Origin of the sequence: Vibrio sp. Vb1026, from assembly GCF_033338745.1 — a bacterium.
Taxonomy (GTDB): Bacteria; Pseudomonadota; Gammaproteobacteria; order Enterobacterales; family Vibrionaceae; genus Vibrio; species Vibrio alginolyticus.
This window is the reverse complement of the sequence record NZ_JAWOTH010000020.1, coordinates 40,242-66,522: the sequence shown is the minus strand read 5'-3', so window position 1 is coordinate 66,522 and position 26,281 is coordinate 40,242. Positions and strand designations below refer to the sequence as shown.

Sequence of the window (26,281 nt, the reverse complement as noted above, 5' to 3'; positions counted from 1 at the left end):
CGGCCTGTCACGCCGGGGGTCGCGGGTTCGAGTCCCGTCCACTCCGCCACTTATATTAAGCCTCAGTCGAAAGACTGGGGCTTTTTTCGTTTTGGTTACCTGACTTACCTTAAACCCACTTTCATATTGAAACCTTGCATCTAGAGGCAGGCTTCCCTCTGGCGATGCTTTCTAAGCCCTGTTATGAGTGAAGTGGAACTCAGTTTTGTGTGGTTTCTACTGAACCGGGTCCTAGTATCGAGCGCTAGTTCTCAGCCCTTATGCTTACTTACCAAAGCTTCCTTTATTATTACCTGGAAAATTTATTCACTAGGTTACGTTATTTTCGGGGGAGATTTCTCTGCTTTAGATGTTTTGATTTAGCCATAGGCGCTTATTAATATAAACTCAGCGCATTTAAAACTTTCCAAACATGGATTTTGTTTTGTCGATCTATTTAAGCTAGTGTCTTAAAGTGTATTCGCTACTTCTTCCCTCTAACCCTCTCCAACCTACAAAGCCACCACTACATTCGTATAACGTGAGCGGTATAGGTGCTCTCATAGCTGTGTTTGCTGAGTAAGTCGTTCACCTAGCACATTGACTGAGGAAAAGTCTTCTTTCAGTGGACCTTCGTGTAAGTCACGATAGTTTTAATAATTATCTGGTACTTTTTATTCTAAAGGTGTACGCTTCACATCGAGTGTTTTTTCGACAGTAAATCATGTTATATCTCTTGTTTAAAAGCTTTGTAAGAAGGCTGAACTCCGTGCAAAAAACGCGATGAAGTGTTGCTCGGAGTCTTAAATTAATCTTCATCAGGTGTTTTATGTGTGGGTAGCTTCGCTGAAGTTATACGCAGGCGTCTCTACACCTGATAAAAGAGAAGAGATGGCCGGTGATATTTCATCATCGGCCTTTTTGTATCTGTTAAGCAGCTACAAAGCATTACCCAGTATTGAAATAAGGGCCGGTATTGATCACCGGCCCTTTTTTTTTTATTTGGTTGAAAACATGAGTATTTTACAAGTTAAAAATTTGTCTTATCAGATAGCCGATAAGACATTATACAACAACGTGACCTTTCGCATTAACGTGGGAGAGAAAATAGGTATCACTGGAGCGAATGGCGTTGGAAAAAGCACCTTATTAAAATTGCTTATTGGTGAATTATCTGCAGATAAGGGCTGCATTGACTGGTTACCAAACCTTGAGGTGGGGTATTTAGAGCAACATTTTAAGATGGATAATGCGCTGACGGTTTATGAATGCTTAAAGAGTGCTTTTGAGAACTTATACGCTGCCGAGCAGAAGCTTTGGACTTTGTATCAGGCGATGACCGAGTCTCACTCTACATCTCTTTTAAGCCAAGTCGCTCGGCTACAGGCATATTTAGAAGATGAAGACTTCTATGCAATTAATACCAAAATTGAACGAGTTGCTGTAGGTCTTGGTATTTATCAATTTGGCTTAGATACACCGCTTGTCTCGCTAAGTGGTGGTCAAAGACACAAAGTCCTTTTAGGCAAGTTGTTACTTCGCAACCCCGATGTGTTAATTCTTGATGAGCCGACAAACTATCTTGATGCTCCGCACATTGAATGGCTAGTCGCGTTTCTCAATGATTACATTGGCACCGTTTTACTGGTTTCTCATGATATTGATTTCCTTAATCAAGTAGCGACCAGTGTTTGTGATATTGATTATCAAACGGTTCGAAAATACAGCGGTACTTATGTCAAAGCAATGCAGCAAAAGCAGCACGACGGTGCTTTATTAGAAAAGCAATATAAGGCTCAGCAAAGTGAAATTCGAAAGTTAGAGAAATTTATTGCCCAAAATGGTGCAGGAGTTAACGCCAGTCTTGCTAAAGGGCGTAAGAAGAGACTGGATAAAATCGAACGTATTCAACTGAATCATGTAGAGAAAGTATCGACGTTTGACTTTGCTTACCAGCCCATTGAGCAACCGAATGTGGTTGAGGCAAAAGCGTTGATGATCGGTTATCAGCAGCCTCTGCTTCCAGTATTTGATATCACGTTAGCGCGCGGGGAAAAGTTGGTTGTTGCTGGCTTTAACGGCGTGGGTAAGTCGACCTTACTTAAAACCCTGATGGGGAAGATCGAGCCACTCTCTGGTGAGGTGGTATTGGCAAAAGGTGCAATGATTGGTTATTTTTCTCAAGATTTGTCTTGGCGCCATCCTCAGAACACGCCTGAACAGGAGCTGTGCTCTTGTGCGCCAACAATCTCAAGCAAAGAGTCACGCAAGCTATTAGCTCGCTTTGGGATCACGGGGGATAAGACGCAGCGCCACTTAGATACATTGAGCGGTGGTGAGCAAACTCGGGTGAAACTGTGTTGTTTATCGGTTCAGAAATGCAATGTTTTGCTGTTGGACGAACCAACAACACATTTGGATAGCAGCAGCAAAAATGCGCTTAAAGAGGCTCTCCAGCGCTTTTCCGGTAGCGTGATTGTGGTATCTCATGAGAAGGCATTTTTGCAATCTTGGCCTGATAGAGTTTTAGATATTTCGTTGCTCACTTGTGCTGAATCGAAAACAGAACAGGAGGTGGAGCTATGATGCAGTCCATGATCCTATTTCTCGTTGCTTTTCTTGTTGGTGCTGATGAGTTGATGCTTGGATCTATTCTTGAACCCATCGGAAATGATTTAAGTGTTCAACCGAGTCAGGTTACCTTATTTATTACGGCATATAGTTTAGCCATAGCAATTTGCGCTCCTTACTTGGGCCGTTTATCAGACCGAGTTGGGCGTATTCGTATCATGGTGCCTGCTTGCTTTGTATTTGGGGTTGCGTCTATTACGACGGGCATAGTTCATGATTTTGAACTTGCTATTGCAACTCGAGTGATCACTGGTATTGCAAGTGCAGGCATGTTACCAATTGCATTCGCGTTAGCGGGAGACGCGAAGGGTAATAGAGCGATGCGTCAAATTGTGATGGTTCAGGCGGGATTAACGCTAGGTATGATAACTAGCCCGGCGATCGGAGCATTGTTGACCCAGCTTTTATCATGGCGTGCCGCTTTTATTATTTTGGGCGTGGCGGCTCTTTTTGTCGGTGCCATGAGCGTAGTGTCCATGAACAACAAGCATAATGAGTCCAAGAAGTCAGATACTCTGCCACCTATCACAGACGTCATTCATCTTCCAGGCGCGTTGAGGGCGATTCTAGCGATGTGTTTAGGCCTAGGGGGAGGTATTGGTGTATTTAACCTGATAGGCCTTCATATTCGAGATACCAGCGAGTTGGCGCTCGGTTGGGTGGGCGCTATTTATGCTGCTCTAGGGATCGTGAGTGTGGTTGGAAATATGTGCGTGGGGAGAGCTTGCCGTTGGCTTGGTAGCTCTCGAGCTGTTATGCGAGTGGCTTTAATGGTGTGCATACCTTGCAGTGCATGGGTGTTCTCAAGTGAGATGAGTACGGTTACCGCTTATCTTCCAGCTCTAGTGCTCTGGTCTCTTGCTGGAGGGGTTGGTTCTCCGGCATTACAAGCACATATCGCAAGCTTATCTGATGAATATCGAGGTGTGTTAATGTCTTTTGGAATGAGTATGATGCACTTTGGTGTCGCGATTTGGTCTGCCTTGGCGGGCTTCGCGTATTCTGTAGGCAATGAATGTGTCGCTTTCGTGGCTTTGCTATTGTTTGGCTCAGCAGTGGTTATCTTAAAGCCAGTTGGTAATACTGCACAAAGTGAGCGTTATTCGTAGTGTTTTAGTAGATAAAGAAAAGCCGTTACCTAAAAAGGTAACGGCTTGTTCCAAATACTTTTTGAAAAACGGTCTTAGTTCATGCCGTATTTCTTAAGTTTCTTGCGAAGAGTACCGCGGTTGATACCCATCATAGTTGCTGCGCGAGTTTGGTTACCGCGAGTGTACTGCATGATAGTATCTAGTAGTGGCTGTTCAACTTCAGCTAGAACTAATTCGTATAGTTCTGTTACTTCCTGGCCGTTTAGTTGAGCAAGGTAGTTTTTAAGAGACGCTTTAACAGAGTCACGTAAAGGCTTCTGAGTAATCTGGTCTTGTGACGTTACTGTAGTTACTGTTAATGCTTCTGAAGTCAGATTTTGTTCGAACATATTCGGTCTAGCTCTTCTCTTAATTATGATGCAACGTTATCAAAATAACCTTCTAACGCCTCAATTTGCAGCGGAGCTGCGTCGATAGCGTTGAAGGTACGGCGAAACTCACTTGCCTGTTCATGCTCTTTCAGGTACCACCCAACGTGCTTGCGCGCGATACGTGGACCTAAGAACTCCCCATAAAACTCATGCAGAGCATTTACATGACCAAGCATAATGGTTTTCACTTCCTCAGTTGGAAGTTCCTCCATTGTGGTGCCGTTTTCCAAATAGTGATGGATTTCCTGGAAAATCCAAGGACGACCCTGGGCAGGGCGTCCAATCATTAAAGCGTCCGCACCGGTGTACTCCAGTACAAATTTGGCTTTCTCCGGGCTATCGATATCACCGTTCGCGATAACCGGAATTGAAATCGCCTCTTTTACCGCTTTAATGCTGTCATATTCGGCCTCACCTTTGTACATACATGCTTTCGTTCTGCCATGCAGAGCAAGAGCTTGTATGCCGCAGTTTTCGGCTAATTTAGCGATCTGGACACAGTTCTTGTTGTCTGTATCCCAGCCAGTTCGAGTCTTTAACGTTATAGGAACGTCCACTGCATTCACGACCGCTTTCAAAATCTCTTCGATAATGTTTGGGTATTGAAGCAGAGCAGAGCCCGCTAGCTTCTTATTCACTTTTTTTGCCGGGCAGCCCATGTTGATGTCGATGATTTGTGCACCGTTCTCAACACTGAATTGAGCTGCGTCCGCCATAAGCTGTGGATCGGAACCCGCAATCTGTACAGAGCGAATGCCCGATTCGCCCTCGTGTACCATGCGCTGTTTCGACTTTGACGTTCCCCATAGTTTTGGGTTAGCAGACATCATTTCACTGACGGCCATTCCCGCACCATAGCGAAGACACAACTCGCGAAACGGTCTATCCGTTACACCAGCCATAGGGGCTACGATTAGATTGTTCTTAAGTTGATAGTTTCCGATTTTCAAAACGTCATCACAGTTCTGTACCAGCAAGGGCGCGCATTTTACGCATTTTTTCACTGCGTGAAAAGACTAATATTTGAGCATTTACAAATTGTTTTTGTAAATTGTATGAATTTCAAACAATTAGCTCTGAAAACCTTGTCTAGCCTTGCTTACGACCAGAGATGCGACACCATTCACTTTGCTCAACAATTGGGTCAATGTGAAGCTCGTCACGGTAATAGTTCGCAACATCTTCAGCTTGAGTGTCTAATACGCCGGACATAGCGAGGTCGCCATTTGGCTTAACTAGCCCTTTGATGATAGGTGCAAGTTCACGTAAAGGTCCCGCAAGGATGTTGGCCACAACGACGTCAGCGACGAGACCTTCAGGTTGATTTTGCGGTAAGTAAACTTCTAGTTTGTCTGCAACGCCATTACGCTCAGCATTGTCTTTTGAAGCAAGCAGGGCTTGAGGATCAATGTCGATCCCTATCACTTTTTCAGCGCCCAGTTTGATCGCTGCGATCGCAAGAATACCTGAGCCACAACCGAAGTCGATAACGGTCTTACCGCTTAAGTCCATGCTTTCTAGCCACTCAAGACAAAGTGCTGTTGTAGGGTGAGTACCCGTACCGAATGCAAGGCCTGGATCCAACATAACATTAACAGCGTCAGGATCTGGAATGTCGCGCCAGCTTGGACAAATCCATAAGCGTTCACCAAATTTCATTGGGTGGAAGTTTTCCATCCATTCGCGTTCCCAGTCTTTATCTTCAAGCTGTTCTACTTTGTAAGCAAAATTGTCAGCCAGCATATTGCTCGCTTTAATTTGGTCGATGATGAAGTTAGTGTCTGCTTCTGCATCATACAGTGCCAGAATATCAGTATCGCCCCATAAGCGAGTTTCGCCAGGTAGAGGTTCGAATACAGGTGTATCCTGCGCGTCTAAGAATGTAACAGACAGCGCGCCAGTCTCTTCCATTAGCATATCGCCGATTTGCTCAGCGTTTTCATTGGTCGCGTTGAGTTTGATTTGAATCCAAGGCATTGGTTTTTGCTCTTAAAGTGAATGAAGTGGCGCAGAGTTTACCAGAACTCTACGATTTGTTTGAGTATATACCCAAATAAGCCGATTTATATGTTGAGCCGTTCGCGTACATATAAAACAAAAATGCCCACGGGAGTGGGCATTTTTTAAGACGTTTGCTTAGGTTTATTGTAAGCCAAGCTTCTTCTCTAGGTAGTGGATGTTTGCACCACCGTGTTGGAAGTTTTCGTCATTCATAATGGAGAATTGCAGTGGCACGTTAGTTTTGATGCCTTCGATGATCATCTCACCCAGTGCGTTCTTCATACGTGCAATCGCTACATCACGGTTCTCACCGTAAGTGATCAGTTTACCAATCATTGAATCGTAATGAGGTGGAACTGTGTAGCCTGTGTAGATATGAGATTCCCAACGTACACCCATACCGCCAGGAGCGTGGAAACGCTCGATCTTACCCGGAGATGGTAGGAAGCGCTCAGGGTCTTCTGCGTTGATACGACACTCAATCGCATGGCCACGGATCTTAATATCATCTTGAGTGAATGACAGAGGCTGACCCGCTGCAACACGAAGCTGTTCTTTGATTAGGTCGATGCCAGTAACCATCTCTGTTACTGGGTGCTCTACCTGAATACGAGTGTTCATTTCGATGAAGTAGAACTCACCGTTCTCGTATAGGAATTCAAACGTACCTGCGCCGCGGTAACCGATCTCGATACATGCACGAGTACAGCGTTCACCGATGTACTTACGCATTTCTTCAGTGATACCAGGTGCTGGAGCTTCTTCCACTACTTTTTGGTGACGACGTTGCATTGAACAGTCACGCTCACCAAGGTGGATTGCGCCGCCTTGACCGTCAGCAATAACCTGAACTTCAACGTGACGAGGGTTTTCTAGGAATTTCTCCATGTAAACCATGTCATTGTTGAACGCCGCTTTTGCTTCAGCACGTGTCATTGCAATGGCTTGGATAAGGTCTTTCTCTGCGCGAACAACACGCATACCACGACCGCCGCCGCCGCCAGATGCTTTGATGATTACTGGGTAACCAATGCGCTTAGCAAATGCTTTGTTTTTCTCTTCGTCATTGTCTAGAGGGCCGTCAGAACCCGGTACACAAGGAACGCCAGCTTTCTTCATTGCATTGATAGCAGATACTTTATCGCCCATTAGGCGGATAGTGTCTGCCTTTGGACCAACGAAGATGAAACCACTGCGCTCAACTTGCTCTGCGAAGTCTGCGTTCTCAGACAGGAAGCCGTAACCTGGGTGGATAGCCACAGCACCAGTCACTTCTGCTGCAGAAATGATGCGTGGAATGTTTAGGTAGCTGTCGATACCACGAGCAGGGCCGATACATACGGTTTCGTCTGCGAGTAGTACGTGCTTAAGATCGCGGTCCGCTGTTGAGTGAACAGCGACGGTCTTAATACCTAATTCTTTACAAGCGCGAAGAATACGAAGTGCAATTTCACCTCGGTTCGCGATGACTACTTTGTCTAGCATAAGGCAAGCCCCGCTTATTCGATTACAACAAGAGGTTGGTCGAATTCAACTGGTTGGCCGTCTTCAGCTAGGATTGCTGTAACAACGCCAGATTTGTCCGCTTCGATTTGGTTCATCATTTTCATTGCTTCAACAATACATAGAGTATCGCCAGCATTTACTTTCTGACCCACTTCTACGAATGCTTTAGAGTCTGGGCTTGGAGAGCGGTAGAAAGTACCAACCATTGGAGAAAGAACTTGGTGACCTGCAGGTGTTGCTGCTGGAGCTTCTGCTGCTGGCGCTTCCGCTACTGGTGCCGCTGCTACTGGAGCAGGTGCCGCCGCTGGAGCTGCTGCGTAGTGAATTGGTGCTTGAGGGGCTGCAGTGCCATGACGGCTGATGCGCACTGACTCTTCACCTTCAGAGATCTCTAGCTCAGCAATGCCAGACTCTTCAACTAACTCAATTAGCTTCTTGATTTTACGAATATCCATCTTTTCTTTCTCTTTTATCTTGTGATTAAGACAACCCTCGTAGGGTTGCAGAGTGTTAGGGTTACTTTGCCTGTAGCTTATTGATCGCTGCAGACAGAGCAAATTCATAACCTTGTGCGCCTAAACCGCAAATCACACCCTCTGCTTTATCTGACAGGTAAGAGTGATGACGGAATGGTTCACGTGCGTGCACATTTGATAAGTGCACCTCAATAAATGGGATGGCGACGCCAAGTAATGCATCTCGCAGCGCCACACTAGTATGAGTGAAAGCCGCTGGATTGATGATGATGAAGTCAATCTTGCCATAGGCAGCGTGAATGGCTTCAATCAGTTCGTACTCACGATTTGATTGTAGGTGTTCCAGTTCTACCCCAGCGTTATGGGCTTGCTCTGTAAGAGTATCCACAACTTGAGCTAAGGTACTGTGACCATAGTGTGTCGGTTCGCGCAGACCCAATAGATTAAGATTTGGTCCGTTTAGAACAAGAATCCGTGACTTTGCAGACATTGTGTTGCTATCTTCCCTTATCGTGAGTGGAACGTTTATATTCCCAAATATACGATAGTTCAGCACGATTTTTTTGTTAAAACCGAGCAAATTTTAAAAAATCGACCAAGATTATAGCTAATTCATAGCAATTAGCAGCAATTTACTGGTCTAATCTCCTAATAGCCACTCTCGTTTCTGTAACCAAGTTAACAAAAACAACATAATTGCCATATTTTTTGTGTGGCCAATTTGTGCACTAAAGCAAAAAACCGCCATGAGTGATGGCGGTTTTTAAAGTGCTTTTAAAACAGTTGGTTGAATTTATGCCAATTCTGCTTTCTCTGCGATAAGTTTATCTACAACGCTCGGATCGGCAAGCGTTGATGTGTCTCCGAGGTTGCTAGTATCACCCGTTGCAATTTTACGCAGGATTCGACGCATGATCTTACCAGAACGAGTCTTCGGTAAGGAATCCGTCCAGTGCAGTACATCTGGTGTTGCAATTGGACCAATTTCTTTACGCACCCAATCTTTCACTTCTTTGTGTAGCTCTGCTGACGGGAATTCACCATCGTTCAAGGTAATGTAAGCGTAGATAGCTTGGCCTTTGATATCATGCGGAATGCCCACAATAGCGGCCTCAGCAATTTTATGATGTGCGACAAGAGCCGATTCTATTTCAGCGGTACCCATGCGGTGACCCGACACGTTTAGTACGTCATCAACACGGCCCGTGATCCAGTAGTAACCGTCTTCGTCACGACGAGCCCCATCACTAGTAAAGTACATTCCCTTGAAGGTTGAGAAGTAGGTCTGTTCAAAGCGCTCGTGGTCGCCATAAACAGTACGCATCTGACCTGGCCATGAATCAAGGATCACCAAGTTACCTTCTGCTGCGGTTTCTTCAATGATGTTGCCCATGTTATCAACCAGTGCAGGTTGGACTCCGAAGAATGGTCGAGTTGCTGAGCCTGGTTTTAAGTCTGTTGCGCCTGGTAGTGGTGCAATTAAGATACCGCCGGTCTCTGTTTGCCACCAAGTATCAACGATAGGCGAGCTCTCGTTACCAATCGTTTTGTAGTACCACTCCCACGCTTCAGGGTTGATAGGCTCACCTACTGAACCCATCACACGTAAGCTTGAACGAGATGTCCCTGCTACCGCTTCGTTACCTTTTGCCATTAGTGCACGAATAGCGGTTGGCGCAGTGTAGAGAATGTTCACTTGGTGCTTATCAACCACTTCACTCATACGAGCCGTGCTTGGGTAGTTTGGAACACCTTCAAACAGAATGGTTTTGGCCCCGTTCGCTAGTGGACCATAAATTAGGTAAGTATGGCCTGTAATCCAGCCCACATCCGCGGTACACCAGAAGGTTTCACCTGGTTGATAATCGAAGACATATTTAAAGGTCATTGCCGCGTAGACGAGGTAACCGCCTGTAGTATGTAGTACGCCTTTAGGTTTACCTGTCGAGCCAGATGTGTAGAGGATGAACAGCGGGTCTTCGGCTTTCATCTCTTCTGGTGGGCAAACGTCAGAAACGTTGGCTGTTGCTTCGTGCCACCAAACATCACGGTGTTCATGCCATTCAACATCACCACCTGTACGTTTAAGCACGACGACTTTATTGATGGTTTTTACGTCTGGGTTGGTTAGTGCTTCATCCACGTTCTTTTTCAGTGGAACAGCGCGTCCGCCACGTACGCCTTCGTCAGCGGTGATCACGACTTTAGCGTCAGAGTCGATGATACGGCCGGATAGTGCTTCTGGTGAGAAACCGCCAAATACTACGGTGTGAACCGCACCAATACGGGTACAAGCGAGCATCGCCACTGCGGCTTCTGGCACCATTGGCATGTATAGACACACCACGTCGCCCTTGCGTACGCCTTGCTCTTTCAATGCGTTGGAGAATTTACACACTTCTTTGTGCAGTTCGTTGAAAGTGAGTGTTTTGTCGTCGGCTGGATCATCGCCTTCCCAAATGATGGCGACGTCGTCCCCGTGTTCTGCAAGATGACGGTCAATACAGTTAGCCGAGACGTTCAGTGTGCCATCTTCAAACCAGCGAATATCAACATGGCCAGTGTCGAAAGAAGTGCTTTTTACTTTGGTGAAAGGTTTGATCCAATCAACGATTTTGCCGTGCTCGCTCCAGAAGCCCTCTGGATCGGTTACCGACTGCTGATACATGGCTAAGTAAGTATCATTATCCGCGTGTGTATGAGTTTTAATATTTTCTTTTACCGGATAAACGTGGGCTTCGCTCATGGCTTCTCTCCTTGTGCCTTATTTCTCGGCCTTACACCAATCTAGATAAGATTTTGAATATATTTTTGTAGGGCTGTTTTTTGGTTCTAAATAACTTGGTCGTGGTAATGACGACGTTGTGCTTATAACTGTCAGTCACCGCGCGTATTTCCACAATTAGACTTTAGGATGAGAGTGATGGAAGCGCCGGGAAATCGCTGAAACAAAAGTATTTATGGGAGCTAGGTCAACTGATTTTTATGTATACGGCGCGGTTAGGTTGGGTAAATCGCCTTTCGTTAAGCGGACAAAGACCAAAGCGGCAGAAATCGCGTCTTGCAAGGCGTCGTGTTTGTCTTGGATAGGAAGTTCGAGGTGTTTACAAATGGCATCCAGACTTAAGTCGAAATAGGCATTCGGCAAATGTCGTTCCAACTTATCGTGATAAATCTGACTGACCTCGATAAGTGGGTTAGGAAGTGGGAAGCCAAGTTGCCGCAGACAAGCAAGGTCTAAGATCTTTTTATCGTAACGAATGTGATAGCCCACAAGTGGTCGGTTGCCGATAAAGTCGAGCAGCTCGAGCAGCGCCTCTTTTTCACTGATGCCATCGACTAAGTCTTGGTGGCGAATTCGATGGATCTTGACCGAGCCTGAGTCGAGCGATTGCGGCGCGCGTAAGCGGACTTCAAATGGTTGACTGGTGATGATGCGGTTGTCGATGATCTTGGTGGCTGCAATAGTCACCAGCTCGGCGCGATTTGGGTCAAGGCTGGTGGTTTCGCAGTCAAGAGAGACGTATTCTGTTTTATCTGGCGTGCAAAACAGCGACTGATAAGGCGAACCTTTCAGTTTGTAGTGCCAGTATTTGCGTTGTAACCAGTTCATTGCCTACGCCTCTGTGATTTATGAAAATCAGGGTTAATCACGAATTTGATAATGGAAGCCTAAAAATTGCTTAAATTTCTTCACCACATGTAAGCTGTGGCGAAGCAAATCACGCTCAGTTCTATCCAGTTGTTTAATATCAATGTTATTCAACGCTTCTTGCTTTTTGAGTTGCTGATTGAGGCGAAGTTTAAAGAACAATTTCAGTGCTTCGTTGAGATTATCTGCCGTTTCGGATTCTAAGATGCGCTTATTTCTCAGAGCTTCAATGCGCTCAAACGTGTTCTTCTCCTCAATGGCATATTCCAAAGACAAGGTGCGAATGCCGTGTACAATTGGGAAAATACCGCCGCGTTTAATGTCCAATCCGTCTTTAGCACTTTTTACGTTGCCAAATAGAGTTAGGGGCACAGAAAACTGCAAGGCAGGGCGAGTAAAATCAGACAATATCAACATGCGATCTTTCATTGTGTCACGAAGATGCGCCGCAATTGGAGCCAGCAGCTCGCAATTCCCAGCAACAGCATGGGCGTCACTGAAAATGGCTAAGTCCATGATTTGTTCTGGTTCGGCTTTAGCTATCCAGTGGTTTAGGGTGCTTATCCATTCTTGCTGTGTTTTGACCCACTTCGGGTTGTTAACCATCACTTTGCCAAGGCAAAGTGGATAACCGAGCTGTTGTAGGGTGTGTGTGAAGGATTGCATCACTTGTTCGCAATGAGGCCATTCCAGACCATCTTGAATAATCAGGGCATTGTCTTGATCAGTTTTGAGAATTTGCTCTCCTCGGCCTTCAGAGCCGAGTACGATCAAGCAACAATGGTCGTGCAAGGCTGGTGGTATCACTAACTCGAACGCTTTCTCGATAATTTGTTCGTTTACGGCTGAGATAAGCTCCATGATGAAGCGAGTGCGGATGCCGTTTTTCAATAAGCTCTCGACCAATTGACGTTGGCGGTTTGAGGCCAAAGCGAGCTCTTCCACGCTGCTTGCTCGAGCAATACTGAGCGTTAACACGTGAGAGTGGGTTGAGAATGCGCTGAGAATTTGGGTCATATCCAGCATGCCGACAGCTCTGTTGCCTTCACATACCATGAGGCGTTTCATTCTATTTCTGGTCATTGTGATCATGGCGTTGAATAGAAAGTCTCCATCATCAACGTGATAAACAGGAAAGCTCGCGATCTCACCCACTGGTGTGTCGAGCGCGCAACCATCTATCATCACAGAATGCAGCATATTAGTACGAGTCACTATTGCGTACGGGTGGGCTGATGGCCATTTTTCCAATCGTGGATCATCGCCATGGAGTTGAACCAATGCAGCGTCAATCCCATTTTCTTTTAAGGAACGTGTTACCTCGTTAATTGGTGTATTTGGTTCAAGGATCATCGGTGGGTGATAAATGCTGCGGTCAACTTTAGTGAGAATAAACTCCGCTAAGTTTTGCTGTTGATGGGCCGCTTCGATGAGCTCTTGCCGTTTCGATAAATTGTTATCGAAATAGGCTGCAAACTGGCCATTTTCGTTGTAAAGGGCAAGGAAAATTTCTTTCGGCAGTAGGTAAGAGAGCGTGTCCTCAAGCGCGATGTAGTGATGACGTACCTTGTCTTCAAGTAACGAGCGTACATCGAACATATCGTCGTTGGCATAATGTGCGAACACTTCCTGTTGATCGTTGGAGCGCTCTTCTACCGCGCCTTTGATCAGAATATGTAAGTGGGGGTTCTTCTGTCCGCAGGATAAAATAACATCTCGAGCTCGATAGTAGGCGACGTCCAGAGACGATCGCAGTCGCGTTTGTTGTGCTTCAGTTAAGCGATCGAACGGTGGAGATTGCATGTTAAATTTGTCAGGCATGAGAACACCCAATAATGATGGAAGGAACACTCTCTAAGTCTGACAAATTTCTTACCGGAAGCCAGACGACTTTGGTCTAAATTACGATGTTTTCGCTTGAAGATGCCAAATGTCGCAAAGTTAGTATTCCATCGAGGAAACGATAAGTTTCTTATTCTTCCCTTTTTATAATACGCATGGCGATCCATAATTCCCGGCTCGAACGTTGGTGTTCCCGTTTTAGGATATTTGTAATGTTGAAACCTTCTCCGTATGGCTGGATTTCCCAGTACTTTCTCGGATTCTTCTTTGCGTATGGCGTGTATCTGCCATTTTGGTCACTTTGGTTTAAGGATCAGGGCGTATCTTCGACAGATATCGGTTTGCTGGTCGGGTTAGGCCTTGCGACACGTTGTGTTGCCAATATCGTGATCACCCCACGAGTACACAAAGTCGAACATCTTATGCCTGCTTTACGTTGGTTGAGTTTCGCTGCCCTCCTTTTTGTTGGATTTCACTTTTTTACGGGTGGTAGCTTTTGGTTAATGGCACTAGCGACAGTGTTGTTCAATCTTTGTTGTGGACCGATTATTCCGTTGTCGGACGCGATGGCAAATTACTACGCTCGCCTGAAAATGCTCGATTATGGCCGCACGCGGCTATGGGGTTCGATCGCCTTTATCGCAGGCTCGACGGCAGTGGGCTACCTGGTGGCTGAATTTGGCTCCGATATGATCTTGTACACTGCGATGTTCGGCGTGTTTATCTCGTTGCTGTTTGCTATGCGACCGACTAACCCAATGCCTGTAACGCACGGTGGGCAAAGCGCAGAACGTCCAAAGCTGACCGCTCTTTTGACCGACAAGCCGATACTAAAATTCTTAGTGTTGGTGTCACTAATTCAGGGCAGTCATGCGGCTTACTACGGCTTTAGTGCGATTCACTGGAAGGCCGCTGGTCACTCGGAAGATGTCATTGGCTACTTATGGAGCTTGGGGGTGGCCGCAGAAGTGGCAGTGTTTGCACTGAGTAAGCGTTTATTCGTAGGTTGGTCAATACGCGCGCTGTTTATTGCTGCTGCCGTTGGTGTAATGATGCGTTGGGGTATTACGGCGTCGACAACATCAATTATTGCTTTGGTGATTGTTCAACTATTGCATGGTGTGACTTTCGCTACCGCACACATTGCCGCGATCCAATATATCCAAAACTCCGAAGAAAATAAGATCGTAGCGTTGCAAGCGTTGTATAACGCGATTCCGTTGGGCGCATTTATCGCGTTAATGACCGTATTGAGTGGCTGGGGTTATGAGCACTGGGGACCGCTTGTGTTCTGGGGCATGGCCGCGATGGGGTTATTGGCTCTGTTCATCAAGCTTGATTCGCAAGACCCACATCAGGTGGTTGATGTATCAGACAAGCCACTTGAAACACAGAATTAGACTTATGTAACAAAGGTTAAAAACTAAGCTTTGTCTCCGTTATCAAAGCAGTGTTAAATGAAACCTCTCCCTCATGGAGAGGTTTTTTATTCTCTTGCTTTAAAAGTAGCAAGAAAGGCAAGAAAGGATATCGGATGCAAGGATGGCTGGTGGTTCCCGTTTCTTTAGCGTATTTGGGAGCTTTATTTATCATCGCGTGGTACGGCGACATTCAGAAAAGGTGGCTAGCACGCTGGCGGCCTTGGATTTATAGCCTTTCCATTGCGGTGTACTGTACATCGTGGACCTTCTACGGCACGGTCGGGCAGGCCAGCAGTAATCCTTGGTCTTTCTTGCCCATTTATATTGCTCCCATTTTAGTGTTTACCATCGGATGGCGCGTTTTAGCTCGGCTTATTTTGATTGCTAAACGGGAACACATCACGTCGATTGCTGACTTTATCGGAGCACGCTACGGTAAATCCCAAGGTTTGGCCGTGGTTGTTACGCTCATAGCGGTTGCGGGAATTTTGCCGTACATCGCTTTACAGCTGCGTGGTATCACTATGGGGCTTGAAATCATTGCTCCGGAGCTGGCTACTGATTTTGGTTATCAAAACGATAGCGTGTCGTGGTTTGTTGTGGTCGCATTGGCGATTTTTACGATGCTATTCGGTACCCGCCACATTGATAACACGGAACACCATCGTGGGATGATGATGGCAATTGCCTTCGAATCCATTATCAAACTGCTGGCTTTTTTAGTGGTTGGTGTCTTCATTGTTTGGTTGGCGATGAACACCGAGAATTTGAGCTTACTTGATGTTGCCGCACAGACGTATCAGTCACCAAATATCCCGACTATATTGATTCATACTGTACTGACCATGCTGGCGATCGTTTGCCTTCCGCGACAATTCCATACGATGGTGGTGGAAAATGAACGTGCTCAAGATTTGCACGTGGCTCGTTGGTTGTTCCCCATTTATCTGATCTTAATGGGGATTTTTGTTTTACCTATTGCGTGGGTAGGGCAAGGTCTCTTGAGTGGCGCTTCGCCTGATACTTATGTCATCAGTGTGCCGATGTCGGTAGGGGCGAGTGAAATCGCCTTACTTGCGTTTCTAGGCGGTACTTCAGCGGCAAGTGGCATGGTTATCGTATCGACGATTGCCTTAGCGATCATGGTCTCGAATGACTTGGTTATGCCATTGCTATTGCGTCGCATGCGACTGACGCAGCGTAACCATCACCATTTTTCTGAATTATTACTGCGGATCCGCCGTGGTTTGATTTTAGTTTTGTTGATTGGCGCGTGGTGTTTCTATCAAGCGTTGGACACCATTCATTCACTTTCTGCTATCGGCTTTCTCTCGTTCGCGGCTATCACGCAATTCGCTCCTGCGCTGGTTGGCGGTATGTATTGGCGTCAAGGGAATAAGAAAGGTGTGTATGTTGGCCTCGCGGTGGGTTTTGCTACCTGGTTGATTACGTTAATGAGCCAAACAGACATGCTTGCCGGAGACGCCAGTAATAACTTCCTGATCTGGTTGATTACGCCACCAGAGGTATTGGCTAGTTTTGATATCGCGATTTCAGATTGGGGGATGATCCTCAGCGTGGTCGCTAATGCAGTGTGTTTTGTTGTGGTTTCTATGGCTACCCGACCAAGCCTAAGTGAGCGCTTACAATCGGCATCATTCGTTGGTACACCGTTGCCTGAAAGCGAAAATATGAGTCTGTACCAGAGCCGCGTTACGGTTGCAGAACTGGAAATGCTAGCGTCCAGATTTGTAGGACGAACGCGAGTTAAAGCGGCGTTTCAAGCCTACTGGAGCCAGCAACGAGAAGAGTTGATGCCGAATCAACAAGCGCCATCTTCTCTGATTCGGCATACGGAGCGTGTGCTAGCAGGGGTATTTGGTGCATCTTCTGCTAAGTTAGTGCTTACTTCCGCTCTGCAAGGAAGAAACATGCAGCTTGAAGAGGTGGCGACTATCGTCGATGAAGCCTCTGAACTGTACGATTTTAGTCGGGGTTTACTCCAAGGCGCGATTGAGCATATTGGACAAGGTATTGCGGTCGTCGATAAGCAACTACGCTTGGTTGCGTGGAACCAACGCTATTTAGAACTCTTTGAATTTCCGCCAGGCCTGATTCAAGTAGGTCGACCGATTGCGGATGTGATTCGGCACAATGCAGAGCAGGGGTTGTGTGGCCCTGGTGACCCTGATGACCACGTCCGTCGCCGTGTTTATCACCTCGAGCAAGGGACTCGGCACACCTCTTCTCGGGTTCGTCCCGATGGTCGCGTGATAGAGGTGCAAGGTAACCCAATGCCAGGTGGTGGCTTTGTGATGAGCTTTACCGACATCACCGTATTCCGTGATGCAGAGCAAGCACTGAAAGACGCCAACGAGACATTGGAAGAAAGGGTACGTCTGCGGACTCGAGAATTAGAACAACTTAACAAGCAGCTGGTGGAAGCGACGCAGCGCTCGGATTTGGAATCGAAGTCCAAATCACGGTTCTTGGCGGCAGTAAGCCATGACTTGATGCAACCGCTCAACGCGGCGCGTCTATTCGCATCTTCACTATCGGAAGTCGCCAAAGACAGCGAAGCCAAAAAGCTGTCAGCACACATTGAAAGTGCTTTAGAGGCTGCCGAAGACTTAATTGGAGATTTGCTGGATATCTCGCGTTTGGAATCGGGCAAGTTGGAAGTCAACGTGCATGGCTTTGCGTTAAATGATGTGTTATCGAATTTGAATGCTGAGTTTAGTGCGTTAGCCAAACAGCAAGGTATAGAGTTCACCATGATTCCGTCCTCACTCATGGTTAAGTCGGATCCCAAACTGCTGCGCCGTGTGGTGCAAAACTTCCTGACCAATGCGTTTCGTTATAACCCGAATGGCAAAGTCGCACTCGGTGTTCGCCGCGTGAAAGGGCGAGTGCGTATTGATGTATGGGATAATGGAGTGGGGATTGAAGAAGAGAAGCAGCAAGAGATTTTTGAAGAGTTTAATCGCGGAACTCAAGTTCGTTCCGACCAAGGTCTCGGACTTGGTTTGGCGATTTCGAAAGGAATTGCTCAGGTACTTGGGCATGAAATTTCGATGCGCTCTTGGGTTGGAAAAGGCAGTGTTTTTTCCATCACCCTAGATAAAGCTGATCATGTTCAGCCTCATCCAGTTCACGTGGCGATGAATAAGCAATCTGAACTTGGTCATCTGAGAATCCTTTGTGTCGATAATGAGCCTGACATTCTAGTCGGCATGGAAAACTTACTTTCCCGATGGGGTTGCGATACACGAGTTGCGATTGATTTAGTTGAAAGTCTACAAGCGCTTGAGGATGGTTGGATTCCGGATGTAATTTTCTCCGATTACCGACTTGATGATGGTCGTACTGGTTTAGAAGTGCTACAGCAATGCCGCCTGAGATTAGGCCACAGCTTTGAAGGCGTCATCATCAGTGCAGATCGTACCGATGATATGCTTGATGGCATCAAAGCAAATGGGTTCAGCTTTATTGCTAAGCCAGTTAAGCCGCTTAAGCTGCGTTCGGTGCTCAATCGAGTCGCTTAGGATTGGAGTGTTTGAAAAATCGCTATAAAAAGAGACCTCCGAATGGAGGTCTCGATGTTTGTAATCTTAGTTGATAGGCTGAGTTTGCCGCTTATTCTGCGACGCCGCCTTGAGTCAGTTTGGCTGGATTAAGCAATCGCTCTAGTGTGGCTCTATCCAAATCCGTTTCTTCTTCCGCGACATCAATAATCGCGCGTCCCTGTTTGTAGGCTTTTTTCGCGACTTCTGCCGCTTTTAGGTAACCAATGACCGGGTTGAGAGCCGTGACCAAAATTGGGTTTTTGGCGAGTGCTACATCCAAGTTATCTTGGCGAACTTCAAACGTCGCAATGGCTTTGTCAGCTAAAGCGGTTGCGCTGTTAGAGAGTAACTCGATGCTCTCCAATACGTTATGAGCAATAACTGGCAGCATGACGTTAAGCTGGAAGTTGCCCGCTTGGCCTGCGACGGTTATGGTGGTGTCATTACCAATGACTTGCGCTGATGCCATAGCTGCTGCTTCTGGGATCACAGGATTTACTTTGCCAGGCATGATGGAAGAACCCGGCTGCAAGCCTTGTAATTCAATTTCACCTAAACCAGCCAATGGGCCTGAATTCATCCAACGAAGATCATTTGCGATCTTCATGATCGCAACTGCTGCTGTTTTGAGCTGTCCCGACAGAGCGACGATCGCATCTTGACTGCTTAAATTGAAAAAGAAGTTATCACTGGCCGTGAACTGAATGCGAGTTGATTGGGTTAGGTTGCTAGCGAATAAGTCTGCAAAGCGTGGATCGGCATTGATCCCCGTTCCAACCGCCGTACCACCTTGGGCTAAGGCTTTTACAGCAGGAAGTGTTTGTTCAATCGCTTGTTTTGCATGCTCGATTTGGAACTGCCAACCGCCAAGTTCTTGAGCAAAGGTAATTGGCATCGCGTCCATTAAGTGGGTGCGACCGGTTTTTACAACATCTTTCAATGCTTGCTGTTTAGACTCTAGTGTTTGGCTGAGGTGTGACAGGGCCGGGAAGAGCTGTTTTTCGATGGCTAATGCTGCGCTAACTTGAATGGCCGTCGGTACCACATCGTTGCTGCTTTGCCCCATGTTGACGTGATCATTAGGGCTAACAGTGCCGCCTAGATGCTGGGAGGCCAGTGTTGCAATTACTTCATTCGCATTCATATTTGAGCTAGTGCCTGATCCTGTTTGGAACACGTCAATTGGGAATTGCTCAATATGATTGCCTTCGATAATTGCTTGAGCTGCGTCAGCAATCGCGTTGGCAATATCTCCTTCAAGCAGCCCTAGCTGTGCGTTGGTGAGTGCCGCAGTCTGCTTGATGTGTGCTAACGCTTTGATAAAACCAGATGGCATTTTATGTTGACTGAATGAGAAGTTATCGACGGCGCGTTGAGTTTGGGCTTGGTAGAGAGCATCTGCAGGGACCGTTACTTCGCCCATACTGTCAGTTTCTATGCGGAATTCGGTGCTCATGGTAGGGATCCTTTTGGTTAATCGAGTGAGATTTGAATCAGGCGTAATTGTTGTTGTAGTGCGAGAAATTTCACGTCGCCTTGTTCAAACTGGTAGTAATAGCGTTTGAGGCAGAATAATGGCGTATGGATAGAATCGAGACAGACACGACGGAAGATACGGCTGCGAGTTGAGTCTTGAATTGCGTCTAGTAAATGGAAATAAACCTGACGTAAAAACAGCTCACACAACAATAGATTTTCTTCATCGGCATCGTGTTCATAACAAGAAGACAACACCATTCCCCAATGAATATAGTCATGAATCACGTCTGGCTCAAAGCCATGTGGTGCGGCGAGAAGGAATCTATCTTGGGCTTTAAAAAATGCGTTAAAGATGTCCCGTTTGTTGTCCATAACCACCTCTCATTAAATGTAATGATAATTATTATCAATTAAATTGTGGGTTGGCAACCCTTTTTAGAGTAAGAGGTTGTTGAAGAAAGACTTACGGAAACAAAAGCCGACGCAAAGGCGTCGGCTGAGTAGGAATTCATTTATGCTGAGTGAAACTAAGTCACTGTCGTTTGAATACCGGTGAATTAGCTTGTCGCCGTTATTCAGTAAATAAGGTTTCGTACTTCACAAATGCGGTTTGTGTTTCACCATAATACAGTGTGCCGCCTGATTGAATGACGACTCTTAACCAGCTTTCTGCAGATGCAGGCTTTGGTAAGGTGATGTACCAGCTTTGGCCTGCTTGATCGGCGGGCTTCATATCAATCGGTTGAGCGTTTTTCTCTTTGTCACTCACAATAGAAACTTTAACCCCTTCGAGTGGGTAAGCGGCGTTGAGTGACAATTCTAAGTTATTTTTAGTGAGTTTTTCAGAGCGAAATTTCACTTTAAAATCGCCATTTTCCATATCACACAGACCACTGGTGTAACGACAATTAGACTTACTCGCGAGTTTGTAAGTTTCCCCTTCTTGCGCCGCGTGGGGTTTCTCGCTGAGGGCCATATCGGTACCGAAGTAAGCGATCAAAGAGAGAACTGGCGCAATCAGTAGAGCGAGAATAAAGTGCTTGTTTTTGAACATCTTGGCTTCCTTGCAACGACATACTGCGAATATGGTAACTGAAAAGTGAGAATAAAAAAGCCCCGGACGGCTGGTTCCAAACGGGGCTTTTGTGGTTTTGATTAGTTTTTAGTGATCCACTGCACTACCAGCACCTACTGGCACGCGAACGTGTTCGACTAGGTCTTTTACTTCTTGTGGCGTTTCTGCTGTTACTTTGGAGACAGCGAATGCGACGATGAAGTTAAATAGTGCGCCAATAGCACCAAACGCGTTTGGCTCAATACCCAGGAACCAGTTTGTTCCCCAGCTTTCTAGATATTTCCAATCAGCAACGAAAAGGATGCCTTTGTGTTGGAATACGTAGAACAGCGTAATACTGATACCTGCAATCATACCGGCGATTGCGCCTTCTTTGTTGATGCTCTTGCTGAAGATGCCCATCATCAATGCAGGGAAGATGGATGAAGCGGCAAGACCAAAGGCGAGTGCTACCGTACCTGCGGCAAATCCAGGCGGATTTAAACCGAGATAGCCTGCGGCTGCTATCGCTACTGCCATTGATATTCGACTAGCAAGTAGCTCTTTTTTCTCGGATATGTTCGGATTGATAACCCCTTTGATTAAGTCATGGGAAATAGCTGAAGAAATGGCGAGTAGTAAACCTGCTGCGGTAGATAGTGCAGCTGCAAGACCACCTGCTGCCACAAGTGCGATCACCCAGTTTGGTAGTTTAGCGATCTCTGGGTTAGCCAATACCATGATGTCGTTATCAACGCGCAGTTCGTTGGTGGACGCATCTGAAGTGTATTGGATATTGCCATCGCCATTTTTATCGTCAAAACCGAGTAGTCCAGTTGTTTCCCAGTTTTTGAACCACGCAGGACGCTCGTCATACGCTAGGTGCTGACCCGGAGCTGGATTTACCGTATTCATTAGGTTGAGACGAGCCATCGCTGATACCGCTGGTGCTGTAGTGTAAAGGATTGCGATGAAGATCAGAGCCCAGCCTGCTGATGTACGTGCGTCGCGAACCTTCGGCACGGTAAAGAAACGGATAATTACGTGTGGTAGACCGGCAGTACCAATCATCAGTGACATGGTGTAGACAAACATATTAAGTGTGTCGCCACGTACTTGGGTCGTGTATTCACTGAATCCGAGTTCGGTCACAACTTGGTCAAGCCGATCGAGTAGATAGACATCGGTACCAGCCATGGTACTCCCCAGACCAATTTGTGGGATTGGGTTACCAGTGAGTTGCAGAGAGATAAAGATTGCAGGGATAGTGTAAGCAAGAATGAGTACGCAATATTGAGCAATCTGCGTGTAAGTGATGCCTTTCATGCCGCCAAGAACCGCGTACATGAAAACGATACACATACCAATTAATAGGCCGGTGGAGTAATCCACTTCTAAGAAGCGACCAAACGCAACGCCCACGCCTTTCATCTGACCGATAACATAAGTCACTGATGCGATGATAAGACAAACAACCGCTACGATACGTGCTGTGTTGGAGTAAAAGCGTTCACCAACAAACTCTGGCACCGTAAACTTACCAAATTTGCGTAGGTAAGGCGCTAGCAACAGCGCAAGCAGAACGTAGCCACCAGTCCAACCCATTAGAAATACTGAGCCGCCATAGCCCATGAAGGCAATTAAGCCTGCCATTGAGATAAACGACGCTGCGGACATCCAATCGGCTGCGGTTGCCATACCGTTTGCAATCGGGTTTACACCGCCACCAGCAACATAAAACTCTTTGGTTGATCCGGCGCGAGCCCAAATAGCAATCCCGATGTACAGGATGAACGTGGCGCCAACGACCAGGTAGGTAATAGTTTTCAAATCCATCTGAGTGACTCCTTATTCGTCCACGCCGAATTCACGGTCAATTTGGCGCATCTTCCATGCGTAATAGAAAATAATTCCTAGGAACGCATAGATGGAGCCTTGTTGAGCAAACCAGAAACCGAGTTTGTAACCGCCTAGTTGAAATTGATTTAGTACGTCGACAAATAAAATGCCGCAGCCGAAAGACACGACGAACCAGATGACCATTAGGCCGATCATGAGCTTCACGTTTTTGTCCCAATAGGCTTTGGCTCTTTCTTCGCTTTCAAATGCCATTGCCGTCTCCTTACGATTGGTATTGTTGTTAATGAAATGTTTCAATATGTACATTAGCAAGGTGTTGGCAATAACTCTTTTCAACTTTAGTCGGGGTGTTAAAAATGAAGAACCCCCATATTATGGGCTTTTGCAGCGAACAAAGGGGCAAAACGTTATGTTAATAAACTGTTAAGTTAGCCAAAGGTCTAAAGGTTGATTGGATAAACAGGCATGATTAAGACGGGCCATTAATCTTTTCTTCATTGAACTTGGAGATGCTGTGTAAGTATTGGTGGTGATCTTGTGGCTCTTAAAGAGAGAAGGCGTAGATAAGAAAGCTCACAAGTAATTTATTTACATAAAGTTTTCGCATCAAATCACCGTTTTAACGCACAATAAAGTAATATAACTGAGTCATTCTCGTACAACCTCGCATTTTGAGACGGTGTAAAGGGGAGGCAGATTAGGGCATTACCTCATTAACGAAGTAGCCTTGCTCATCACAATTATTATCGTTTTTCATTAAGGGAGGGTGAGAATGGACGCAGACACCATTAACAGTTTTTTTCTAATAGGTGCGTTGTTAATCGCACTTAGCGTTCTTTTAAGCCCAGTGTCTTCTAAGTTGGGAATCCCAATTCTTTTGGTATTTTTAGCCGTTGGAATGCTAGCGGGGGAAGACGGCTTAGGCGGCATTTTATTCGATAACTTTTCGATCGCTTATTTGGTTAGTAACCTCGCATTAGCCATCATTTTGCTTGATGGTGGGATGAGAACGCGGGTCGCCAGCTTTAGGGTTGCGTTATGGCCCTCGGTCTCTTTGGCGACATTTGGCGTTGCGATCACCACCATTTTAACCGGGCTGATGGCAACGTGGTTATTCGACTTAGATTTATTGCAAGGCATATTGGTTGGTGCGATTGTTGGTTCCACCGATGCTGCCGCGGTCTTCTCTCTACTCAAAGGTCGTAGCCTGAACGAACGTGTTGGTTCAACGCTGGAAATTGAATCCGGCACCAATGACCCAATGGCGGTGTTTCTGACCGTAACTCTGATTGCTATTTTAGCGAACCCTGGCGCAGATTTAAGTGCGGGCTTTTTGGCGTTCAGTTTTCTTAAGCAGTTTGGTATTGGCGCGTTACTTGGCTTCGCTGGTGGCTGGATCTTATGGAAAGTTATCAATCGCAATCAATTACCAGATGGGCTGTATTCTATTTTAACGGTCAGTGGTGGCTTGCTTATTTTCGCTTTATCTAACACTTTGGGTGGCAGTGGTATTTTGTCGATTTACCTTGTTGGTCTTTTATTAGGTAACCGTCCAACACGCAGCCGCCACTCTATTCTTCATGTTTTAGATGGTATGACGTGGCTAGCTCAAATTGGTATGTTCTTGGTGCTTGGTTTGTTGGTTACGCCATCCAATTTACTCTCTATTGCGTTGCCAGGTCTTGCGCTTGCTTTCGGGATGATTTTGTTTGCCCGACCAATCTCAGTTTGGATTGGTTTACTGCCATTCAAGAGTTTCACGCCACGTGAAAAGTGGTTTGTCTCTTGGGTAGGACTGCGTGGTGCTGTACCTATCATCCTCGCGGTATTTCCGATGATGGCAGGGTTGCCAGATGCTCAACTGTACTTCAATTTGGCATTCTTTGTAGTAATGGTGTCTTTGATAGTACAAGGGGGCACGTTGACTAAGGCGATGTCTCTTGCAAAGGTCGAGCTACCTTCTAAGCCTGAGCCAATTTCGCGTACGGGTGTAGAGATTTACCCGACCAGTGAGTGGGAGCTGTTTATCTATAGACTTAAAGCAGATAAATGGTGCATTGGTGAGCCATTACGTAGTCTTTCGATGCCGGAAGGAACGCGTATCGCCGCTGTATTTCGCAGTAAAGAGCTATTGCACCCATCCGGCAGTACGCGTCTTGAGGAAGATGATACCTTGTGTGTATTAGCACAAGAAAAGGATTTAGATGCACTGAGCTTACTGTTTAGTGAAGCCCCAGAGAAAGCGTCGCTAGCGCGATTCTTCGGTGACTTCTTCCTCGATATTGAAGTGAAGCTTGCCGATATTGCCGTGATGTATGGTTTGAATCTGGGGGATGAACCGCTGGATAAAAGTTTGAGAAACCTTGTCGAAGAGCAATTAGGTAGCACGCCAGTATTGGGAGACCATTTCGAGTGGCAAGGTTTGCATTGGATCGTCGCTGATGTTGTTGATCAGCAGGTCACTAAAGTCGGTATCCGATTGCCAAACGAAAAAAGTAAGTCTGACGATAAGATGTCAATCTAGTCGCTCATTTCCGTCAGCATAATCACGGCTTGCGTGCGGTTCTTTACACCGAGCTTACGGAAAATCGCTGTCATGTGCGCTTTTATGGTGGCTTCTGAAACATTCAATTCGTAAGCGATTTGCTTGTTCAGCAAGCCATCGGACAACATTCCCAACACTTTATATTGCTGCGGTGTTAGCGCAGCAATCTTTTCCGCTAAGTCATTACATGCCGCGTTATTGGTGATCAACCCTTCAGGGAAGTATGGGTCGCCATTCAGCACTTGATTGAGCGCGTTCACTAATTCGCGCATGTCGCTGGACTTGGGAATAAAACCAAATGCACCATGGCTTTTCACCTGCGTCACGATCGCCGGCTCTTCACTCGCTGAAACGACGACGATAGGTAAATCTGGATGCTCTGCTCGCAAATGAATCAAGCCAGACATACCATTTGCTCCTGGCATTTTGAGATCCAATAGCACTAAATCTGGCTCTTCCTCGCGCTCCAACAAAGCCAGAAGTGCGTCGAGTGAGTCCGCTTCCAGCAAATTTGCGCCACTAATAGCCATGTGGATAGATTGAAACAAGGCATTCCGGAAGAGTGGGTGATCATCTGCAATAATGATGGTGTAGGTCGAATCCATGACGTTAAACACTTTTGACTATTTCGTTAAATTTATTATTGTCCAGCTTTGAGAGAGTGGACAATATTTATTCGCTAAAAGTCTGAACCAAATCGACTTTTATTAGGAAAATTGCATATAAACGCAATGTTCTTATTCAAAT

20 protein-coding genes are annotated in these 26,281 nt (G+C 46.2%); 5 read left to right on the top strand and 15 right to left on the bottom strand.

Features of this window, described 5'->3' with window-relative positions; all coding sequences use genetic code 11:
- Positions 1–993: 993 nt before the first annotated feature.
- Complete coding sequence (locus R7E47_RS21295; RefSeq protein ID WP_203346148.1) at positions 994–2,565, top strand: ABC-F family ATP-binding cassette domain-containing protein; 1,572 nt, start codon at positions 994–996, stop codon at positions 2,563–2,565.
- The gene (locus R7E47_RS21290; protein ID WP_203346149.1) at positions 2,562–3,719 is read left to right on the top strand and encodes an MFS transporter; all 1,158 of its coding nucleotides are present in this window, start codon (positions 2,562–2,564) and stop codon (positions 3,717–3,719) included. The genes R7E47_RS21295 and R7E47_RS21290 overlap by 4 nt, the downstream gene beginning before the upstream one ends.
- 74 nt (positions 3,720–3,793) lie before the next feature.
- On the opposite strand, the gene fis is transcribed toward R7E47_RS21290, so the two are convergent.
- The 9 genes from fis to R7E47_RS21245 form a co-directional block, all read right to left on the bottom strand.
- The gene (fis, locus tag R7E47_RS21285) at positions 3,794–4,090 is read right to left on the bottom strand and encodes a DNA-binding transcriptional regulator Fis (protein WP_000462885.1); all 297 of its coding nucleotides are present in this window, start codon (positions 4,088–4,090) and stop codon (positions 3,794–3,796) included.
- A 23-nt stretch (positions 4,091–4,113) separates the two neighbouring features.
- Positions 4,114–5,082: a tRNA dihydrouridine synthase DusB gene (gene dusB / locus R7E47_RS21280; protein ID WP_053303048.1), complete on the bottom strand. Its 969-nt coding sequence runs from the start codon at positions 5,080–5,082 to the stop codon at positions 4,114–4,116.
- A 139-nt stretch (positions 5,083–5,221) separates the two neighbouring features.
- A complete protein-coding gene (gene prmA, locus R7E47_RS21275; RefSeq protein ID WP_005382507.1) occupies positions 5,222–6,109 on the bottom strand; it encodes a 50S ribosomal protein L11 methyltransferase in 888 nt (295 codons plus the stop codon).
- A 165-nt stretch (positions 6,110–6,274) separates the two neighbouring features.
- Positions 6,275–7,618, bottom strand: a complete 1,344-nt coding sequence (accC, locus tag R7E47_RS21270; protein ID WP_005382509.1) for an acetyl-CoA carboxylase biotin carboxylase subunit — start codon at positions 7,616–7,618, stop codon at positions 6,275–6,277.
- A gap of 14 nt (positions 7,619–7,632) precedes the next feature.
- Positions 7,633–8,094, bottom strand: a complete 462-nt coding sequence (gene accB, locus R7E47_RS21265) for an acetyl-CoA carboxylase biotin carboxyl carrier protein (protein ID WP_005386355.1) — start codon at positions 8,092–8,094, stop codon at positions 7,633–7,635.
- Between the two features lie 61 nt (positions 8,095–8,155).
- Positions 8,156–8,605 carry a type II 3-dehydroquinate dehydratase gene (aroQ, locus tag R7E47_RS21260; RefSeq protein WP_005382360.1) on the bottom strand — a complete coding sequence of 150 codons (450 nt, stop codon included), beginning with the start codon at positions 8,603–8,605 and terminating at the stop codon, positions 8,156–8,158.
- A 303-nt stretch (positions 8,606–8,908) separates the two neighbouring features.
- Positions 8,909–10,861, bottom strand: coding sequence for an acetate--CoA ligase (acs, locus tag R7E47_RS21255; RefSeq protein WP_025768819.1), 1,953 nt, complete (start codon positions 10,859–10,861; stop codon positions 8,909–8,911).
- Between the two features lie 237 nt (positions 10,862–11,098).
- Complete coding sequence (locus tag R7E47_RS21250) at positions 11,099–11,728, bottom strand: 3'-5' exonuclease (protein ID WP_005382363.1); 630 nt, start codon at positions 11,726–11,728, stop codon at positions 11,099–11,101.
- 33 nt (positions 11,729–11,761) lie between these two features.
- A complete protein-coding gene (locus R7E47_RS21245; RefSeq protein WP_017821769.1) occupies positions 11,762–13,588 on the bottom strand; it encodes a DUF294 nucleotidyltransferase-like domain-containing protein in 1,827 nt (608 codons plus the stop codon).
- Positions 13,589–13,821: 233 nt separating this feature from the next.
- Here R7E47_RS21245 and R7E47_RS21240 point away from each other — a divergent pair, with 233 nt between their 5' ends.
- On the top strand, positions 13,822–15,009 hold the full coding sequence (locus R7E47_RS21240; RefSeq protein WP_005382367.1) for a 3-phenylpropionate MFS transporter: 1,188 nt from the start codon (positions 13,822–13,824) through the stop codon (positions 15,007–15,009).
- 134 nt (positions 15,010–15,143) lie between these two features.
- Positions 15,144–18,575, top strand: a complete 3,432-nt coding sequence (locus R7E47_RS21235) for a PAS-domain containing protein (protein ID WP_017635559.1) — start codon at positions 15,144–15,146, stop codon at positions 18,573–18,575.
- A 91-nt stretch (positions 18,576–18,666) separates the two neighbouring features.
- Here R7E47_RS21235 and R7E47_RS21230 read toward each other — a convergent pair whose 3' ends face one another.
- The 5 genes from R7E47_RS21230 to R7E47_RS21210 all read right to left on the bottom strand — a co-directional run bounded on the left by R7E47_RS21230 (position 18,667) and on the right by R7E47_RS21210 (position 23,241).
- Entirely contained in the window at positions 18,667–20,052 is a 1,386-nt protein-coding gene (locus tag R7E47_RS21230; RefSeq protein WP_005386369.1) for a class II fumarate hydratase, read from the bottom strand.
- 17 nt (positions 20,053–20,069) lie between these two features.
- The gene (locus R7E47_RS21225) at positions 20,070–20,447 is read right to left on the bottom strand and encodes a hypothetical protein (RefSeq protein WP_005382370.1); all 378 of its coding nucleotides are present in this window, start codon (positions 20,445–20,447) and stop codon (positions 20,070–20,072) included.
- A gap of 199 nt (positions 20,448–20,646) precedes the next feature.
- Positions 20,647–21,129 (bottom strand): hypothetical protein, encoded by a 483-nt coding sequence (locus tag R7E47_RS21220; protein ID WP_005382371.1) that lies wholly within the window; start codon positions 21,127–21,129, stop codon positions 20,647–20,649.
- 108 nt (positions 21,130–21,237) lie between these two features.
- Complete coding sequence (locus R7E47_RS21215; RefSeq protein ID WP_005382372.1) at positions 21,238–22,965, bottom strand: sodium:solute symporter family protein; 1,728 nt, start codon at positions 22,963–22,965, stop codon at positions 21,238–21,240.
- A 12-nt stretch (positions 22,966–22,977) separates the two neighbouring features.
- Positions 22,978–23,241, bottom strand: a complete 264-nt coding sequence (locus R7E47_RS21210) for a DUF4212 domain-containing protein (RefSeq protein WP_005382373.1) — start codon at positions 23,239–23,241, stop codon at positions 22,978–22,980.
- A 520-nt stretch (positions 23,242–23,761) separates the two neighbouring features.
- Between R7E47_RS21210 and R7E47_RS21205 the strand changes: the two genes are divergently transcribed.
- A complete protein-coding gene (locus tag R7E47_RS21205) occupies positions 23,762–25,513 on the top strand; it encodes a potassium/proton antiporter (protein ID WP_054577280.1) in 1,752 nt (583 codons plus the stop codon).
- On the opposite strand, the gene R7E47_RS21200 is transcribed toward R7E47_RS21205, so the two are convergent.
- Complete coding sequence (locus R7E47_RS21200) at positions 25,510–26,139, bottom strand: response regulator (protein WP_005382375.1); 630 nt, start codon at positions 26,137–26,139, stop codon at positions 25,510–25,512. The genes R7E47_RS21205 and R7E47_RS21200 overlap by 4 nt on opposite strands.
- Positions 26,140–26,281: the final 142 nt, after the last annotated feature.